Annotated in this window: 16 protein-coding genes; 11 read left to right on the top strand and 5 right to left on the bottom strand. The window is 70.5% G+C overall.

Going from position 1 to position 16,423, the window contains the following annotated elements; genetic code table 11:
- The first annotated feature begins 326 nt into the window (after positions 1 to 326).
- From NS354_RS07900 to NS354_RS07890, 3 genes are all read left to right on the top strand, one after another.
- The gene (locus tag NS354_RS07900) at positions 327 to 1,637 is read left to right on the top strand and encodes a cryptochrome/photolyase family protein (protein ID WP_058594015.1); all 1,311 of its coding nucleotides are present in this window, start codon (positions 327 to 329) and stop codon (positions 1,635 to 1,637) included.
- Positions 1,638 to 1,655: 18 nt separating this feature from the next.
- Positions 1,656 to 2,072: a DUF1801 domain-containing protein gene (locus tag NS354_RS07895; protein ID WP_058594014.1), complete on the top strand. Its 417-nt coding sequence runs from the start codon at positions 1,656 to 1,658 to the stop codon at positions 2,070 to 2,072.
- A 195-nt stretch (positions 2,073 to 2,267) separates the two neighbouring features.
- Complete coding sequence (locus NS354_RS07890) at positions 2,268 to 3,377, top strand: fatty acid desaturase family protein (RefSeq protein WP_193750734.1); 1,110 nt, start codon at positions 2,268 to 2,270, stop codon at positions 3,375 to 3,377.
- A 34-nt stretch (positions 3,378 to 3,411) separates the two neighbouring features.
- Here NS354_RS07890 and NS354_RS07885 read toward each other — a convergent pair whose 3' ends face one another.
- The gene (locus NS354_RS07885; protein WP_010156336.1) at positions 3,412 to 3,642 is read right to left on the bottom strand and encodes a hypothetical protein; all 231 of its coding nucleotides are present in this window, start codon (positions 3,640 to 3,642) and stop codon (positions 3,412 to 3,414) included.
- Positions 3,643 to 3,790: 148 nt separating this feature from the next.
- Here NS354_RS07885 and NS354_RS07880 point away from each other — a divergent pair, with 148 nt between their 5' ends.
- Positions 3,791 to 4,894, top strand: coding sequence for a type I restriction endonuclease (locus NS354_RS07880; RefSeq protein WP_058594012.1), 1,104 nt, complete (start codon positions 3,791 to 3,793; stop codon positions 4,892 to 4,894).
- Between the two features lie 177 nt (positions 4,895 to 5,071).
- Positions 5,072 to 5,338 (top strand): hypothetical protein, encoded by a 267-nt coding sequence (locus NS354_RS07875; protein ID WP_058594011.1) that lies wholly within the window; start codon positions 5,072 to 5,074, stop codon positions 5,336 to 5,338.
- A gap of 54 nt (positions 5,339 to 5,392) precedes the next feature.
- Here the strand turns inward: NS354_RS07875 and NS354_RS13555 are convergent, their stop codons facing one another.
- A complete protein-coding gene (locus tag NS354_RS13555) occupies positions 5,393 to 5,566 on the bottom strand; it encodes a hypothetical protein (protein WP_193750733.1) in 174 nt (57 codons plus the stop codon).
- 74 nt (positions 5,567 to 5,640) lie between these two features.
- On the bottom strand, positions 5,641 to 6,570 hold the full coding sequence (locus NS354_RS13700; protein ID WP_241490429.1) for a helix-turn-helix transcriptional regulator: 930 nt from the start codon (positions 6,568 to 6,570) through the stop codon (positions 5,641 to 5,643).
- Between the two features lie 135 nt (positions 6,571 to 6,705).
- Between NS354_RS13700 and NS354_RS07865 the strand changes: the two genes are divergently transcribed.
- The 6 genes from NS354_RS07865 (at position 6,706) to NS354_RS07840 (ending at position 13,248) form a co-directional block, all read left to right on the top strand.
- On the top strand, positions 6,706 to 7,035 hold the full coding sequence (locus NS354_RS07865) for a hypothetical protein (protein WP_058594018.1): 330 nt from the start codon (positions 6,706 to 6,708) through the stop codon (positions 7,033 to 7,035).
- A gap of 107 nt (positions 7,036 to 7,142) precedes the next feature.
- The gene (locus tag NS354_RS07860) at positions 7,143 to 9,197 is read left to right on the top strand and encodes a glycosyltransferase (RefSeq protein ID WP_058594010.1); all 2,055 of its coding nucleotides are present in this window, start codon (positions 7,143 to 7,145) and stop codon (positions 9,195 to 9,197) included.
- 40 nt (positions 9,198 to 9,237) lie between these two features.
- Positions 9,238 to 10,437 (top strand): MFS transporter, encoded by a 1,200-nt coding sequence (locus NS354_RS07855; protein ID WP_058594009.1) that lies wholly within the window; start codon positions 9,238 to 9,240, stop codon positions 10,435 to 10,437.
- A gap of 179 nt (positions 10,438 to 10,616) precedes the next feature.
- A complete protein-coding gene (locus tag NS354_RS07850) occupies positions 10,617 to 12,275 on the top strand; it encodes an ABC-F family ATP-binding cassette domain-containing protein (RefSeq protein WP_058594008.1) in 1,659 nt (552 codons plus the stop codon).
- Positions 12,276 to 12,378: 103 nt separating this feature from the next.
- A complete protein-coding gene (locus NS354_RS07845; RefSeq protein WP_058594007.1) occupies positions 12,379 to 12,768 on the top strand; it encodes a DUF1304 domain-containing protein in 390 nt (129 codons plus the stop codon).
- Positions 12,769 to 12,783: 15 nt separating this feature from the next.
- The gene (locus NS354_RS07840; protein WP_241490428.1) at positions 12,784 to 13,248 is read left to right on the top strand and encodes a MarR family winged helix-turn-helix transcriptional regulator; all 465 of its coding nucleotides are present in this window, start codon (positions 12,784 to 12,786) and stop codon (positions 13,246 to 13,248) included.
- On the opposite strand, the gene NS354_RS07835 is transcribed toward NS354_RS07840, so the two are convergent.
- Positions 13,245 to 14,183 (bottom strand): TIGR01777 family oxidoreductase, encoded by a 939-nt coding sequence (locus NS354_RS07835; RefSeq protein WP_058594005.1) that lies wholly within the window; start codon positions 14,181 to 14,183, stop codon positions 13,245 to 13,247. The two genes, NS354_RS07840 and NS354_RS07835, sit on opposite strands and share 4 nt — an antisense overlap.
- Entirely contained in the window at positions 14,183 to 16,306 is a 2,124-nt protein-coding gene (locus NS354_RS07830; RefSeq protein WP_058594017.1) for an MMPL family transporter, read from the bottom strand. Before NS354_RS07830 ends, NS354_RS07835 begins: the two co-directional genes overlap by 1 nt.
- Positions 16,307 to 16,423: the final 117 nt, after the last annotated feature.

The raw sequence follows: 16,423 nt of genomic DNA, 5'->3' as shown, positions 1-16,423 counted from the left end.
CCTTATCCCCCTCGTAGCTTCTACATCGAGGGGGTTCTTTGCGTTTCCCGCAAAGAAAGCGCAGAGCGCCCCCGAAGAAAGCGCAGAGCGCCCCCGAAGAAAGCGCAGAGCGCCCCCGAAACAGGTGTCGCCCCTCCCGGCACAGGCAATGGGAGGGGCGACGCGTCGTTGACTCGCAGGTGCATGGGGTACACGGTTCAGCGGGAACGACACTGACAAGTGTGGACGCACTCCAGAAACATCGACACCCCCTTGATTTTCACGAGAAGCAGCCGCTCATCCGCAACCCCCGGAACGGGAACGGTCCGCGAGCCTACGATGGGCTCATGACCGCTCTCATCTGGTTCCGCGACGATCTGCGACTTGCCGACCACGCGGCGCTCTACGTGCTCGACGAGGAGTCGGATGAGACGCGCCCGCTCGGGAGTGCGGCGAAGTGGTGGCTGCACGAGTCGCTCACGCGTCTCGGCGAGGCCCTGCACGAGCGGGGAGTGCCGCTGGTGCTCCGCCGTGGCGCCGCGGAATCGGTGGTTCCGGCGGTCGCCGCAGAGGTCGGAGCCGATCACGTGTACTGGAACCGCCGGTACGGCGCCGAGCGGCACATCGACGCGCGCATCAAGGAGCGCCTGCAGGGCGACGGCATCGATGCGCACTCGTTCCCGGGCGGGCTCCTGTTCGAGCCGTGGACCGTCGAGACGCAGTCGGGCGGCCACTACCGCGTCTACTCGCCGTTCTGGCGTGCTTGCCTCGCGATGCCGGCCCCCGCCGAGCCGCTGCCGATTCCGAAGTCGCTTCGGGGCGCGGAGCCGAGTGCTGCCGGCGATGCTCTCGACGACTGGCGGTTGCAGCCGAAGCGTCCCGACTGGGCGACGGGGATCGCCGAGCGCTGGCAGCCGGGGGAGGATCAGGCGCTCGACCGGCTCGAGCGCTTCCTGTCGAGCCGCGCGGGGGCGTACGCGAAGCGGCGCGACTTCCCTTCGGAGGAGGTGTGCTCCGAGCTCTCCCCGTACCTGCGCTGGGGCGAGATCAGCCCGCGAACGGTCTGGCATCGGGCCCTCGCATCGGGCGCCGATGCCGGCGCGTTCCTCTCCGAGCTGGGTTGGCGCGAGTTCGCCTGGCATACGACGTTCCACAATCCGCCGCTGCATCTGCACGAGCTCAACCCGCAGTTCGCGCACTTCCCGTGGAAGGATCCCGATGAGCAGCAGCTGCGGGCGTGGCAGCGGGGCGAGACCGGGTACGGGCTCGTCGACGCCGGGATGCGGGAGCTGTGGCACACGGGGTACATGCACAATCGGGTGCGCATGGTCGCCGCGTCGTTCCTGACGAAGAACCTGCTCACGGATTGGCGGATCGGCGAGGCCTGGTTCTGGGACACCCTGGTCGACGCCGACACGGCGAGCAACCCGTTCAACTGGCAGTGGGTGGCCGGCTGCGGTGCCGACGCGGCGCCGTACTTCCGCATCTTCAACCCGGTGACGCAGCAGAAGAAGTTCGACCCCGATGGGCACTACGTGAACCTGTGGGCGAGCGACAGCGTGCTGTTCCCCGAGATCGTGGATCTGCGCGCGACCCGTGCGCGGGCGCTCGCCGCCTACGACACCGCCCGTCACAGCGACGCGCGATCCGACGACTGACCGAGGAAGGGAGCTTCGATGGCGACGCGAACCCCGGCGATGACCCCCTCCGACACGCCGGTGGGGGAGGTGCTCGATCGCGTGACGAGCGCGCGACGCAATGAGGCGGAGCAGCTGCTCGACCTGCACCGGGAGGTGAGCGGTGAGCCGGCGGTGGTGTGGGCGGGCCGCATCATCGGCTTCGGCGAGCACCACTACCGGTACGAGAGCGGCCACTCCGGCACGGCGCCGGTGCTCGCGTTCGCCTCGGGGCCGGCGAAGCACACCCTCTACCTGGTCAGTGATTTCTCCGAGCGGTGGCCGGAGGCGCTCGCGGCGCTCGGCCCGCATCGGGCGGGTCGTGCGTGCCTGTACGTGACGCGGCTCGCGCGGGTCGATCCGGCGGCGCTGCGGCGGATCCTCGAGCTGAGCCGCGACGCGACGCTCGGCGGGTGAGGGCCCGCGATCCTCATCTCATGAGTGCCGGATCGCGCGGCCCGCGACCGCGGTAGCTGGGCGTGCGCTGTGCAGCATGCGCATATTCAGCGGGACGCATGGTGCGGCCGATAGCGTGAGCACAGCGATCGGCACACGGCCTGTGGCTTACCCAGGGCTCGCGCACGAGCGGCCCGGAACGGAACGGTGCCGACGATGACGCCAGCGAACACCCCCACCCTCGAGGGCCTGGGCCGACTGCAGCCGACGCGGGCGCGCGCGAGCGACTTCCCGCCGATCGCCAAGGCGTACACGCGGGTGTCGCAGGTCGTGCGCGAGTCGGGCCTGCTGCGGCGCGCGCACTGGTTCTACGCGAGCGTCGCCGTCGGCATCGCCCTCGCCCTCGGCGGTGCGGTGACCGGGTTCATCCTGCTCGGCGACAGCTGGTTCCAGCTGCTCATCGCGGGCGCCCTCGGAATCATCTTCACGCAGATCGCGTTCCTCGCCCATGAGGCGGCGCACCGCCAGATCCTCTCGTCGGGCCCGGCCAACGACCGGCTCGCGCGCTGGCTGGCGGGCGCGATCGGCATGAGCTACTCCTGGTGGGATTCGAAGCACACCCGGCACCACGCGAATCCGAACCGGGTGGGCAAGGATCCCGATATCGAGGTCGACACCATCTCCTTCATCGAGGAGGACGCGGTGCAGGCCCGCGGCCTCGTGCGGGCGATCACGCGGCGGCAGGGGTGGCTCTTCTTCCCGCTGCTCACGCTCGAGGGCCTGAACCTGCACTTCCACAGCTTCACGTACCTGTTCAGCCGGGAGCCGGTGAACGGGCGCCGGACGGAGCTCGCGATCATCCTCGTGCGGTTCGCGCTGGTGCTCGTTCCGGTCTTCCTGCTGCTCCCCGTCGGCATGGCGTTCGCCTTCATCGGCGTGCAGCTCGCCGTCTTCGGCGTCTACATGGGGGCGTCGTTCGCCCCCAACCACAAGGGTATGCCGGTCATCGCGCACGACGCGAAGCTCGACTTCTTCTCGAAGCAGGTGCGCACGTCGCGCAACATCCGCGGCGGGTGGTGGGCGACGTGGCTCATGGGCGGCCTCAACTACCAGGTGGAGCACCACCTGTTCCCGAGCATGGCGCGGCCGCACCTCTCGAAGGCGCGCGCGATCGTGCGCGAGCACTGCCGCACGCTCGGCGTCCCGTACACGGAAACGTCGCTGTGGCGTTCGTACGCGATCGTCATCGAGTACCTGAACCGGGTAGGCCTCGCGGCCCGCGACCCGTTCGACTGCCCCATCACGGCGCAGTACCGCCGCGCGTAGGGAGGCGGCACTGACGGCGCCCCGCGCGGCGTCGCTACTGGCCGGCCTGCTCCGCGTCGTAGTCGGTCTCGCGGCGCTTGCGGCGGGGTGAGGTCGTCGACTTGACGAAGAGGCGCACCAGCGCTCGCTTCTTCTCGAAGTAGGCGTGGCGGCTCAGCTCGCCCGCCTCGAACTGCGCCTCGAGCTCGCGCAGCGTCTCCTCCGCCGTGGCGGCGTCGAATCGCGAGTACCCGTTCGCGAGCGTGTGCTCTTCTCTGATCCCCATGGTTCCCCCTTCGCTGTCATGGATGCTACGGGAGGGCGCCGACATTCTCGCCGTGAGGGGCGCTAGCACGAACGATCCTGTTCATAGGAAGCCTCATTCTTTCGATAGGGTGAGGCTCGAATGGTTCGGCGAACACATAGGAGTGTCGATGTCGGTAGAAATAGCGGAGCGTCTCGGGAGCCTTGCGACGAAGATTCAGCAGCAGCGCGCGAACATCGAGACGGAGGAAGCTACGAAGAACGCATTCGTGATGCCGTTCATATCGCTCGTACTGGGTTATGACGTATTCAACCCGAGCGAAGTCGTTCCCGAGTTCACCGCTGATGTGGGAACGAAAAAGGGCGAGAAGATCGACTACGCCATCGTCAAGGATGGTGAGGTTCAGATCCTGATCGAGTGCAAACACATCGGCGCACCCCTGAACATCAAGCACACTTCCCAGCTGTTCCGCTACTTCGCTGTCGCGCACGCGCGTATTGCGATCCTCACCAACGGCGATGAGTACCAGTTCTTCACCGATCTGGATGCCCCCAACCGTATGGACGAGAAGCCGTTCCTCGTCATCCAGATCTCCGATCTGGATTCCGCACTCGTGCCGGAGCTTCGCAAACTGACGAAGGACGCTTTCGATATCGACTCGATCGTGAACGCGGCCGAGGAGCTGAAGTACGTCGGGGAGCTCAAGCGGGTTCTCGCGGCTCAATTCTCGGCGCCGGATTCGGACTGGGTGAAGTTCTTGACCGCCAGAGTCTACGAGGGTGCCTTTACGCAGAAGGTGCGAGAACAGTTCACGGGCCTGGTCGAGAAGGCTGCCAAGCAGTTTCTGAACGATCGTGTCAACGATCGCCTGAAGGCCGCGCTCGGGGGCCAAGCGTTGACGAGCGACAACACGTCGGTGTCCGCCTCGGATGCGAGCGAACGAGTGGCTGAGGCCTCGGTGGAGCAATCCCGGCGGTCCGATGGAATCGAAACGACACTCGAGGAGATCGAGGCGTTCCAGATCGTCCGAGCGATCGCCTGCAGTGAAGTGGCACCTTCTCGTATCGCTCAACGTGATGCCAAGACGTATTTCGGCGTGCTTCTCGACAACAACAACCGGCGTCCGCTCGCGAGGCTCTGGTTCAATACCAGTCAGAAGTACATCGGCATTTTCGACGCCGAGAAGAACGAGACGCGTCATCCCATCGAATCGCTCGACGAGATCTACCGCTTCGCGGAGGACATCAGGCGTACCGTGCACTTCTACGACTGAGACTGGAGACCCTCGTCTCCTATGCGCCGACAAAGCCGGCACTCATGGATGCTACGGGAGGGCGCCGACATTCTCGCCGTGAGGGGCGCTAGCACGAACGATGCAACCGCCGCACGGGGGTAGCCGCACTCCGCTGCGCGTGGGTAACGTGAGAGCTACTTCGGGAAGGAGTCACTCATGAACGCATCGCACCGCGAAGCAGACGATCACGTATCGCACAACGAACCGCACGATTCGAACGAGTTCGAGGCATCGAACGGTGCCGGCACCGTGAACACCCCTCGCGATGGGGAGACCCTCGATCGCCCGGTGCTCGACGGATCGACCGAGGATTACGGCCAGGAGGGTCAGGAGAAGAACCCCCGGTACGGCCAGGAGAACCCTGAGCTCATCCGCCGCCCGTCGACCGGCGAGGAGACGCCGACCCCCGACGAGGAGTCCTGAGCCCGTTCGGCTCGGAGATATCTCGGAGAGCGGGTGCTCTGCTGCGCGTGCGCGTCAGAGCACCCGCTTGATGCTGTCCGAGGTGTAGTACCGGATCGACCCGGTGGTGTCGAGCACGCCGTACGCCGTCGCCCCGTTCGTCATCCGACGCACGTCGCAGATGACGCCGCGCGCGCCCGAGGGAGCGACGACGCTCTCGTCGACCTGGAACTCTTCGAGATCAGCCATGGTTCGACCCTAGCCGCGCGCGGCCGCATGGAACAGGCCTTGCGCGAACCCGGCGGACGATGCGCAGGCTCGAGCTACCGGCCGGGGTGGACGCCGTACTGGGCGCGGTACGCCGCGGTGAAGCGCGACGTGTTGGTGAACCCCCAGCGGCGTGCGATGGTCGCGATCCGTGCGGGCGTGTCCGCCCGGCGCAGGTCGCCGTGCGCGCCCGCGAGCCTGACGCGGCGCAGGTACTCGCTCGGCGTGAAGTCGAGGGAGCGGCGGAACGCGTACTGCAGGCCGCGCGTGGAGATGTGCGCGGCGCGCGCCACGTCGTCGACCGTGATCGCCTCGTGGGCGTGGGCGTCGATGTACGCGAGCGCCCGGCGCACGGTGGCCGGGGCGGCGGATCGCTGCGGGGTGCGCTCCATCGTCTGAGAGAAGCTCGTCGAGAAGCTCGAGAGCACGGTCCAGAGCGTGTGCCGCAGCAGCCCCGCTCCCACGACGGTGTCGGGGTCGAGCGTGGCGTCTCCCGAGAGCACCGATGAGGCGACGTAGCTGTAGGTGCGCTCCCACTGCGCGGCCTCGTGGGGCCCGCGGGCCTCCGGCGAGCGCACCTGGATCGAGAGGTTGTCATCGCCCGAGATCTGGCGGGCCAGCCGCTGGGCGTAGTCGCGATCGAACACGAGCGCCTGCACGATGGCGCGATCCTCCCAGTGCGCGGTGACGGGGGCCCCGTGCGAGGCCCAGGGCCTGCCCGCGGGGAGCGAGCGCTGACCGGCGGTGACCTCGCCGCGCGGTGCCTGCACGCTGCAGGTGAACAACTGCGATTCGGGGGCGACCGACGAGTCGACGGACGCGGAGAGCTCGTAGCGGATCAGCGAGAAGCCCTCGACCGTGGCCGAGAACCAGTCGAGCTGGCACCGTTCCTCGTCGACGTCGAGCAGGCGGGCCGATGGGGCGAACGCCTGCCAGGTGTGCGCGACCTGCTCGGGGTCGGTCGCGCGGAACCGCTGAATCTCCACTGCCGCCCCCGAACCGATCTCATCGGCGCGCGAAACGGCCGTCCTCTACGAAAGGTAGTTTCGCATACTGTACGGGTCGAGGTGGCATCGGGCACGGCGCGCATGGAGACGCGCCGCGACTGGCACGATGTGACCATGGGGTTTCTTATACACGGTGGGAACGAGTACGAGTTCGAGGATCGCCTGCTCGCGCACCTGAAGACGGTGATCGGGCAGAAGCTGAAGAAGCAGGAGTGCTTCTTCTTGAGCTGGACGAAGACTCCCGAGCAGGGGAGCGGGCGGGTCTCGGTGTGGCTGTCGCCCTACACGACCGTCGCCTTCCGCTTCTCCGGGAGCCGACCGCCCGAGCTGAACGTCGCATGGGTCAAGGTGCTGGCCGCACTGTCGCACACGGCGCGAGGGCTCGTCGTGCTGTCGGAGGAGGACGCGATGGCGTACGCGAAGAAGAATCCCGACATCGTCTAACGGCGCGAAGCCCTGGGGGGAATCGGGCGAGAACGGTCCATCAACGGCTGGTGAACAGCCTGCGATGCGACCGTTCTTCCTGTTCACGCGGCCATACACTCGGTCCGGTGAGGCGCTCTTCCACCACTGCCGAGTCCTGGGTCGCAGACACCGCCGCCGCGAAAGGTCCGCAGGCGTCGGCGGGCCCCCCGGCGCCGCAGCCGTCGTCGTCGCGCGAGGCGAGCGCGGCGAGCACAGCGAATGCGGCGAACGAGGCGAACGAGGCGAACGAGATACCGCGCGGGCGCCGCGACGCCGGTTACCGCTTCTTCGAGATGCTGCCGGCGATGCTGAGCCTCGGAGTACCGCTGGCCGCGATCCTGCTCTCCCTGGTCGATCTGCGCATCGGCGTGCTGTTCGTCGCCGCCTTCATCGCGCTGACCCTCGTGCGGGCCGTGCGGGGCGGCGTCGACGCCCTGCGCGGGTTCCGCCGCATGCGTCTCGCCGTGCGCGTCGACTGGGCGGCGGTGGCGGTAGAGACGGAGGGTGCGGTGCGCCGTGTGCGGGCTGGCCCGAAGGTGCCGGTCGCGCAGTTGCTGGGCCCCGCGACCCGGGCGCTCCCCGAGCCGTTCGCCCGCGCGCACCACGCGTTCCTGCGGAGGCTGGCGGCGCCTGGGGCGGCGGATGCGGTGCCGCTGCCCTCCGAACTCGTGCACGCGGTCATCGTCGCCGCGTACAACGAGCCGTTCGAGGTGATCGAGCCGAGCCTGCGCTCGCTCGCCGCGTCTTCGGGCGCCGAGCGGCTGGTGGTGGTCTTCGCGTACGAGGAGCGGGGCGGGGCCGCGATGCGGGAGCGCGCCGTGCGCCTGCGCCATGCGTTCGCCCCGCACTTCGCGGCCTTCCTCGCCGTCGAGCACCCTGCCGGGCTGCCCGATGAGATCGCCGGGAAGGGGGCGAACATCACGTACGCTGCCCGGCGGCTCCGCACCTGGCTGCAACTGCGCGAGATCGCCCCGACCGACGTGATGGTGACGACGCTCGACTGCGACAACCGGGTGCATCCGCACTACTTCGCCAATGTGACGTACGCGTTCGTGCGCGACGCCGATCGGGCGCGCAGGTCGTATCAGCCGATCTCCACGTTCGTGAACAACCTGTGGCACGCCCCCGCTCCCACGCGCGTGGTGGCCGCCGGCAACACGCTCTGGAACCTGATCTCGACGGTGCGCCCCTTCACGCTCCGCAACTTCGCCTCGCACTCGCAGCCGATGGACGCGCTGATCGACATGGACTACTGGAGCCGGCGCACGATCGTCGAGGACGGCCACCAGTACTGGCGCAGCTACTTCCATTTCGACGGCCGGTACGGGGTGACGCCGATCCATCTGCCCGTCTCGCAGGATGCGGTGCTCGGCGCCTCGCTGGCGCGCACGCTGCGCGCGCAGTTCACGCAGCTCTGCCGATGGGCGTACGGCGCCTCCGACATCGCGTTCGTGGGCGTTCGCCTGTTCGCGAAGGATCGCCGGGCGCCGTTCGGGGGAACGCTCGCCCGTTTCGCGGCGCTGCTCGACTCGCACGTGACGCTCGCCTGCGTCGCCCCGATGGTCGCGTTCGGCGCGTGGATACCGATCGTCGTCGGCAGCCTCTCGGGCGGGGCGGGCACCCCGCTCGCGATGCTGCTGCGCGAGGCGGGCAGTGCGAGCGCGAACGGCGCCGCCTGGGCGACGCACGCCCTCGGCATCCCGGTCTCCTCCGCGGTGGAGGCGGTGCGCGCGTCGGCCTTCGCCGGGTCGGCCCACTGGAACGACCGGTTCGCCGCACCACCGTTCTCGGCGGCGCAGCTCGCGGCCGAGCTGCCCGGGATGGTGGGCACGGCGCAGCGCTTCGCCCTCCTCGGGGTCGCCGTCACGATCGTGCTCACCATGCTGCTCACTCCCAGACGGCCGGCGCACGTGTCGCCGATGCGGGGTCTCGGCATGCTCGCGCAGTGGGTGCTGCTGCCGGCCACGCTGCTCTGCTACAACACGGCGAGCGCGGTGGTCTCCCAGTACCGCCTGCTCGTCGGCGCCTACCGGGAGCACTTCGAGGTGACGGAGAAGCGGGCTCCGGCGTCCCCACGCGCGTCGTGCACCGAGTCCGAGCACGCTCTGCCGGTGCGCGAGCGGGTGGGGGAGAGCCACTAAACTCGTTCAGTTCGAGTGTCTCGAACGGAACGGGGGAAGCGTGACGGATCGAGATGCGGAGGCGGGCGGTGGAGTGCCCCGCAGGCGGTTCGGGTTCGCGCTGGCGGTGGCGAGCGTCACCGCGATGATGGCGGGTGCGAGCGCCCCGTCGCCGTTCTACCCGGTGCTCGCCGAGTCGATCGGCTTCTCGCCGCTCGTGACCACCTCCGTGTTCGCGGTCTACGCGCTGGCGCTGCTCGCGACGCTGCTCACGGCGGGCTCGCTCTCCGACCACGTCGGGCGCCGCCCGGTCGCGAGCTCGGGGCTGGTGCTGCTCGCGGCGAGCGTGTTCGTGTTCTGGCATGCCGGATCGGTGCCCGTGCTGATCCTCGCCCGCGTGCTGCAGGGGGTCGCGAGCGGGCTGCTCCTCTCCGCGGTATCGGCCGCGATCACCGATCTCGAATCGCCGCGCCGGCCCGGATCGGCCGCGGTGTGGAACGCGGTGGCGCCGATGCTCGGGCTCGGCATCGGCGCGCTCGCCGCAGGCCTCGCGCTCGACGGATCGCACGACGCGATGGCGGTGGTCTTCGCTCCGCTCGTGGTCGTGTACCTGGTGCTCGCGGCGCTCACCCGCTTCGTGCCGGAGACCGCGCCGCGGGCGCCGGGCGCCCTGCGGTCGCTCGGGTTCCGCCTGACGGTGCCGGCGGAGATGCGCGCCGAGTTCGCACGGGGCGTTCCCGCCATCTTCGCGGGGTGGGCGACGGGAGGGCTGTTCCTCTCGCTGGGCGCGAGCATCGTGCACGCGGAGCTCGGCGGAGCTGCGCACGTGTGGCAGGGGCTCGCGGTCGGGGTGCTCGCCGGTTCGGGCGCCGTCGCCGCGTTCCTGCTGCGCCGTCGCTCGCCGCGCGCGATCGCGGTGTTCGGCACCGCCGCGCTCGCGGTGGGCACCGCCTGCTCGCTGGGCGCGCTCGCCGCAGGGTCGCTGCCGGCGTATCTCGCGGCGGTCGCGGTGACCGGGTCGGGCTTCGGCACCGCCTTCTTCGGCGTCGTCAGCTCGCTCGCTCCGCATATCCCCGCCTCGCAGCGGGCCGACGTGTTCGCGGTCGTCTTCCTGGTGTCGTATCTCGCCTTCGGCGTGCCGACCGTCGTGGCCGGGCTGCTCGTCGAGTTCGCGGGACTCGCGCCCGTGGCGTTCGGATACGGGGCGGTGGTGATCGTCTTCGCGGGGGCCGCCTGCGTCGTGCGGGTGCTCCAGAGGTAACGGGGAGCGGGGCAGCGGGGCGTCGGGTAGGATGCTCGGCATGGATATCGAGGTCGACAGAACGTCACCCGCCGCCGCGCGACACCGCTGAGTGTCGGGCGGGTTTGGCGAGAACCCTCTGTTCTCCGCTCGACCGCCGTCCGCTTCGCACGGGGCCGAGCCGACCCGAATCGAGCTCCATGTCTGCATCCCCAGCGATCTCGCTGCACCGCCTCTCGTACGTCTGGCCCGACGGTTCGCCGGGTCTCCGCGACGTCTCGGGAACCTTCCCGACCGGGCGCACCGGTCTGACGGGCCGCAACGGCTCCGGCAAGTCGACGCTGCTCCGCGTGATCTCCGGGGCGCTCACGCCCTCCTCCGGCACGATCAGCGTCGGCGGAGAGGTCGCCGCCCTGCCGCAACTGCTCACCCTGCACCGTGAGACGACGGTCGCGTCGCTGCTCGGCATCGACCGCCCCCTCGCCGGGCTGCGCGCCATCGAAGCCGGCGACGTCGACCCGCGCCACTTCGACGCCGTCGGAGACGACTGGGACATCGAGGCGCGAGCGGCGGTCGCACTCGATCGCATCGGCTTCTCGGCGCTCGACCTCGACCGCAGCGTCGCCACCGTCTCCGGGGGCGAGGCGATGCTCATCGCGATCACCGGCCTGCGGCTGCGCCGCGCCCCGATCACCCTGCTCGACGAGCCGACGAACAACCTCGATCGGGTGGCGCGCGCCCGGCTCGGGGAGTTCATCGACGACTGGCCGGGCACGCTGCTCGTCGTCAGTCACGATGTGGAGCTGCTCGAGCGCATGGAGCACACCGCCGAGCTGCACGACGGCGCGCTGACGGTGTTCGGGGGGCCGTTCAGCGCCTGGCGCGCGCATCAGGAGGCGGAGCAGGCGGCGGCCGAGCAGGCCGCGAAGGCCGCCCAGCAGGCGCTCAAGGTCGAGAAGCGGCAGCGCATCGAGGCTGAGACCAAGCTCGCGCGACGGGAGCGCGCAGGCCGCCAGACGCAGCTCGGCGGCGGCATCCCGAAGATTCTCGCGGGGCGGCGCGCGAGCAGCGCGCAGGTCGCGGCGGGCTCGCTGCGCACGACGCTCGACGGTCAGGTGCGGGCGGCGCAGGCGGCGGTCGACGAGGCCGATGCGCGCGTGCGCACTGATGAGCGGATCTCGATCGACCTGCCGGATCCGGCCGTGCCGCGCGGTCGTCGGCTGATCGAGTTCACGGGCGCGGAGCGGGAGATCGTGGTGCAGGGCCCCGAGCGCGTCGCGCTCGTCGGCGCGAACGGCACCGGCAAGTCCAGTCTGCTCGACCGGCTGGTGGGGTCGCGCGGCGGGGCGGCGAGCGCGGGGCCGACCGCGGAGGCGGCGCCCGGCGGCGCCCTGGCGCAGCTCCCGCACGCCACCGGTCGTCTCCTCACCGACCGCTTCGGCTATCTGCCGCAGCGCCTCGACGGTCTCGACGACGCCGCCAGCGCAGTCGAGAACGTGCGATCCGTGGCTCCGGGCACCGCTCCGGGGGAGGTGCGCAACGGCCTCGCGCGGCTCCTCCTCCGGGGGTCGAGCGCCGACCGTCCGGTCGGCACGCTCTCCGGCGGCGAGCGGTTCCGGGTGTCGCTCGCCCGTCTGCTGCTCGCGGAGCCGCCGGCGCAGCTGCTCATCCTGGACGAGCCGACGAACAATCTCGATCTGGCGAGCGTCGCGCAGCTCACGGATGCGCTGAACGCCTACCGCGGGGCGATCCTCGTCGTCAGCCACGACCTCGCGTTCCTCGCGGGTATCGGAATCGAGACGGTGATCGAGATCGGATCGGACGGCGCGCTCCGCGCGCGCGGCGGCCTGCCCGAGTGAGCGCTCGCGGCACCGGTGCCGAGCGCCGCGAGCGGCGCCGCGCGAGCCTCGGTACGCTGAGTGGCGACCGGAGTAGTCTCGACGCACGTCGATAGGAGTCGGAATGATCGTGTTCGCACTGGTGCTCGCGGCGCTCGCCGCGCTGCTGCACGTGTACATCTTCTGGATGGAGTCGATCACCTGGACGAGCGAGAAGACGCGCGCTACCTTCGGTCTGAGCGCCCAGCAGGCCGATGCGACGCGGGAGATGGCGTTCAACCAGGGGTTCTACAACCTGTTCCTCGCGATCGTCACCCTGGCGGGCGTCGCGCTCGCGCTGTTCGGTGCGCCGACGGCGGGGTACGCGCTCGTGTTCGCGGGCGCCGGCTCGATGCTGGCCGCTGCCGCGGTGCTGCTCGTGTCGTCGCCCGACAAGCGGGGAGCCGCTGTGAAGCAGGGCTCCTTGCCCCTGCTCGCGGTGCTCGTGCTGCTGGTCGGCCTCGTCGTCGCGTAGCGGCGCGCGGCACCGATGATGCAGGGGGATGCGGAGCACGACGCAGCGGTGCTCGCCGTGATGCGCGCGGTGCGCGGATTCGGCGACGCCCACGATCGCATGTCCGCGGGGATGAAGCAGGGCATGGCGATGAACGCGAGCGACCTGGCCGCGCTGCGCCTCCTCATCATCCGCGAGGAGGAGGGCCGCCTGGTGACCCCTCGAGACGTGTCGGCCCACCTGCGCATCTCGACGGCGTCCACGACGAAGCTGATCGATCGGCTCAGCGCGTCGGGGCACCTGCGCCGCGCCCCGCACCCGAGCGATCGGCGTGCGCGCGTGATCGAGCTCACCGACGCCGCGCGGCACGAGTTCTTCCGGCGATTCAGCCCGCACCTCCACGCCATGCGCGAGGCGATGGCCCGGTTCTCGGCCGCCGAGCTCGCGGTGGCGGAGCGCGCGTTCCGCGTGCTGGGTGCGGCGATCGACCGCGACGACTAGCGGTCGCTCACGAGCGCCGCGTCGACGGCCTCCTCGACGGTGCGGTGGGTGAAGCGGAACCCGGAGGCGAGCAGCGCGTCGGGGGCGACCTCCGCGTCGGAGAGGAGCAGTGCGTCCGCGGCGTCGCGACCGAGCACGAGCCGCAGCGCCCACGCCGGGGCGGGGATCAGGAACGGGCGGCGCAGGGTTCTCGCGATCGCCCGCCCGGTGTCGTTCGCCGTCGCCGGGGTGGGGCCGGTGAGATTCACCGGGCCCGACACGTCGCCGTCGATGAGGTGGCGGATCGCGCGCACCTCGTCGGCGAGCGAGATCCACGGCCACCGCTGCCGGCCGCCGCCGAGCGGGCCGCTGAGACCGAGCCGGGTGAGCAGCAGCAGCGGCTTCAGCACTCCGCCGCGGTCGATGAGCGGGGCGGTGCGCAGGAGCACGACGCGCGCCTCCGATCCCGCCTCCAGCGCCGCGTGCTCCCACGCGACGCAGATCTCGGCGAGGAAGGTGCTTCCGGGGTCGCTCGCCTCGGTCAACCGCTCCCCGGGTCGGTCGCCGTAGTAGCCGACGGCCGAGGCGCTGAGGAAGGCGGGCGCCTCGGCGCCGAGTGCGCGGATCGCGGCGGCCAGGGTGCGCGTCGGCGCGATCCGGGATTCGAGCAGCGCGGTGCGGTAGGCGGGCGACCAGGGCAGCCGGCCGATGCTCGCCCCGTTCAGGCACACCACGGCGCGGGCGCCCGCGAGCGTCTCGGGGTCGAGCGGCTCATCGCCCGGACGCCACTCGACCTCGTTCGGGCGGCGCGGGGCGCGGCGCACGAGGCGGGTGACGGCCACTCCGTCGGCTTCGAGCGAGCGCGCGAGGGCGCCGCCGATCAGCCCGGAGGCGCCGCTGATCACGACCCGCGGAACGTGGCGCGGCTGGGGTGCGGGAGTGCTCTGAGTATCCATCACTCACCATTCTCGGTGCGCGACAGCTTCGAGGGCCACCAGATCGCCCTGCCGATATCGGTCGAGAGCGCGGGCACGAGCAGCGAACGCACGATGAAGGTGTCGAGCAGCACCCCGAATGCGACGATGAAGGCGATCTGCACGAGGAACAGGATCGGGATCACCGACAGTGCGGCGAACGTCGCGGCCAGCACGAGGCCCGCCGAGGTGATGACGCCGCCGGTGATGGTGAGTCCGCGGAGAATGCCCTCGCGGGTGCCGTGCCGTCGCGACTCCTCGCGCACTCGGGTCATCAGGAAGATGTTGTAGTCGATGCCCAGGGCGACGAGGAAGACGAACCCGTAGAGGGGCACGGCCGGGTCGGCGCCGGGGAAGTCGAGCACGTGGTTGAAGACGAGCGCCGAGACCCCGAGCGCGGTGCCGAACGAGAGCACCGTCGTGAGGATGAGCAGCACGGGGGCGAGGACGGATCGCAGCAGCAGCATGAGGATCACGAGGATCACGCCGAGCACGAGCGGGATGATGAGGTTGCGATCGTGGATCGACGCCTGGTTCGTGTCGACCGCGGTGGCGGTGACGCCGCCCACGAGGGCGGTCCCGTCGAGTTCGGCGCGCAGGCCGGTGATCGTCTCCGCCGCCGCGTCGGAATCGGCGGCGTCGGAGAGCGTGGCCTGCAGCAGCACCTTGCCGTCGCGCACCGTGGGCTCCGCGGCCGGGGTGCCGGGCGGGCCGAAGGCCTGGATCCCGTCCGCAGTCACCGGCGCGGTGCCGCTCGGCGAGTCCTCGGCTGTGACGGCGACGCTGTCGATGCCGTCCTGCGCGAGCGCGGTGTCGGCGGTCTGCTGCAGGCGATCCTCGTCGACGAGGATGTAGGCGGGGCTGCCCGACCCTCCCGGGAAGTGCTCGCCGAGCACAGCCTGGCCGTCGCGGGCCTCCGACTGCCCGACCACGAGATCGGACTGGGGGATCCCGCTCGCCTGCAACTGCGCGACGCCGACCGCCCCGAGCGCCAGCACGATGGTGGTGACGATCCAGATGGGGCGCGGGTGGCGCCGGATCACCTCGGCGAGGCGCCGCCACAGGCCGCGGGTGGGCATGCCGTTCTCGGCGGCGACGACGTCGGGCTCGAACTTCGGGCGGCGCGGCCAGTAGGCGGCGCGGCCGAACGCGAAGAGCAGCGCGGGCAGCAGCGTGAGGGCGGCGAGCATGGCGAAGACGATGCCGATCGCCGCCACGGGGCCGAGCGTGCTGTTCGACTTGAGGTCGCTGAGCAGCAGGCAGAGCAGGCCGACGATCACGGTGCCGCCCGAGGCGAGGATCGGCTCGAAGGAGCCCTTGATCGCGGCGAGGATCGCGGCACCGCGATCCTGCGCGACTCGCAGCTCCTCCCGGAAGCGGGCGACGAGCAGCAGCGAGTAGTCGGTCGCCGCGCCGATGACGAGGATGAAGAGGATGCCCTGGGTCTGCCCGCTGAGCAGCAGCACGCCGGCATCCGCGAGGTGCCAGACCACGAAGAGCGCGACGCACAGGGCGAACAGGCTGGTGCTGAGCACCACGAGGGGGAGCAGGAGGGAGCGGTAGACGATCACGAGGATGACGAGCACCGCGAGGAGCGCGACCAGGAGGAGGATGCCGTCGATGCCGGCGAAGCCTGCGGCGAGGTCCGCGGTGAATCCCGCCGGTCCGGTGACGTGCACGTCGACTCCTGCCGGGGCGTCGTCGCGCAGCGTCTCGCCGAGCTGCTCGACGACCTCGGTCACCTCGGCATCGGCGTCGATCGGCACGAAGAGCTGCACGGCCTGGCCGTCCTCGGACGGGATGGCGGGGGAGCTCTCGTCGCCGATGCCGGGGAGCGCGGCCGCGTCGGAGGCGGCCGTGTCGATGGCGCTCAGCTGTTCGTCGGAGAGGGCGGAGCCGTCGGCGGACGAGAAGACGACGATCGCCGGGATGGAGTCGCTGCCGAGGAAGTCGTCTTGCACATCGCGCACCGCGGTCGCGTCGGCGGAGGAGGGGAGGTAGGCCGTCTGGTCGTTCGAGGAGACCTCGTCGACCTTGCCGAAGAGCGGGCCCCCGGCCCCGGCGCCGGCGAACCACAGCACGATCAGTACGGCGGGGAGAAAGATGCGGAGCCAGCGGCGTCCGCGCCGCGGCGTCGAGCCCGGGGGTGACGGGGCTGCTGCAGCCGCGGATGCGGCGTGCGCGGCGTGCGCGGGGTGGGCGGCGCGGGCGGGGGTGGCGTC

This window comes from Leucobacter chromiiresistens (genome assembly GCF_001477055.1).
In the GTDB taxonomy this organism is placed as follows: Bacteria; Actinomycetota; Actinomycetes; order Actinomycetales; family Microbacteriaceae; genus Leucobacter; species Leucobacter chromiiresistens_A.
The sequence above is the reverse complement of the archived record's forward strand: the minus strand, read 5'-3'. Positions and strand labels throughout refer to the sequence as shown.

Bases quoted from the DNA above. Each gene is read 5' to 3' on its own strand.
- NS354_RS07900 (WP_058594015.1), top strand. From the start codon at position 327: ATGACCGCTCTCATCTGGTTCCGCGACGATCTGCGACTTGCCGACCAC.
- NS354_RS07895 (WP_058594014.1), top strand. From the start codon at position 1,656: ATGGCGACGCGAACCCCGGCGATGACCCCCTCCGACACGCCGGTGGGG.
- NS354_RS07890 (WP_193750734.1), top strand. From the start codon at position 2,268: ATGACGCCAGCGAACACCCCCACCCTCGAGGGCCTGGGCCGACTGCAG.
- NS354_RS07885 (WP_010156336.1), bottom strand. From the start codon at position 3,642: ATGGGGATCAGAGAAGAGCACACGCTCGCGAACGGGTACTCGCGATTC.
- NS354_RS07880 (WP_058594012.1), top strand. From the start codon at position 3,791: ATGTCGGTAGAAATAGCGGAGCGTCTCGGGAGCCTTGCGACGAAGATT.
- NS354_RS07875 (WP_058594011.1), top strand. From the start codon at position 5,072: ATGAACGCATCGCACCGCGAAGCAGACGATCACGTATCGCACAACGAA.
- NS354_RS13555 (WP_193750733.1), bottom strand. From the start codon at position 5,566: ATGGCTGATCTCGAAGAGTTCCAGGTCGACGAGAGCGTCGTCGCTCCC.
- NS354_RS07865 (WP_058594018.1), top strand. From the start codon at position 6,706: ATGGGGTTTCTTATACACGGTGGGAACGAGTACGAGTTCGAGGATCGC.
- NS354_RS07850 (WP_058594008.1), top strand. From the start codon at position 10,617: ATGTCTGCATCCCCAGCGATCTCGCTGCACCGCCTCTCGTACGTCTGG.
- NS354_RS07845 (WP_058594007.1), top strand. From the start codon at position 12,379: ATGATCGTGTTCGCACTGGTGCTCGCGGCGCTCGCCGCGCTGCTGCAC.
- NS354_RS07840 (WP_241490428.1), top strand. From the start codon at position 12,784: ATGATGCAGGGGGATGCGGAGCACGACGCAGCGGTGCTCGCCGTGATG.
- NS354_RS07835 (WP_058594005.1), bottom strand. From the start codon at position 14,183: ATGGATACTCAGAGCACTCCCGCACCCCAGCCGCGCCACGTTCCGCGG.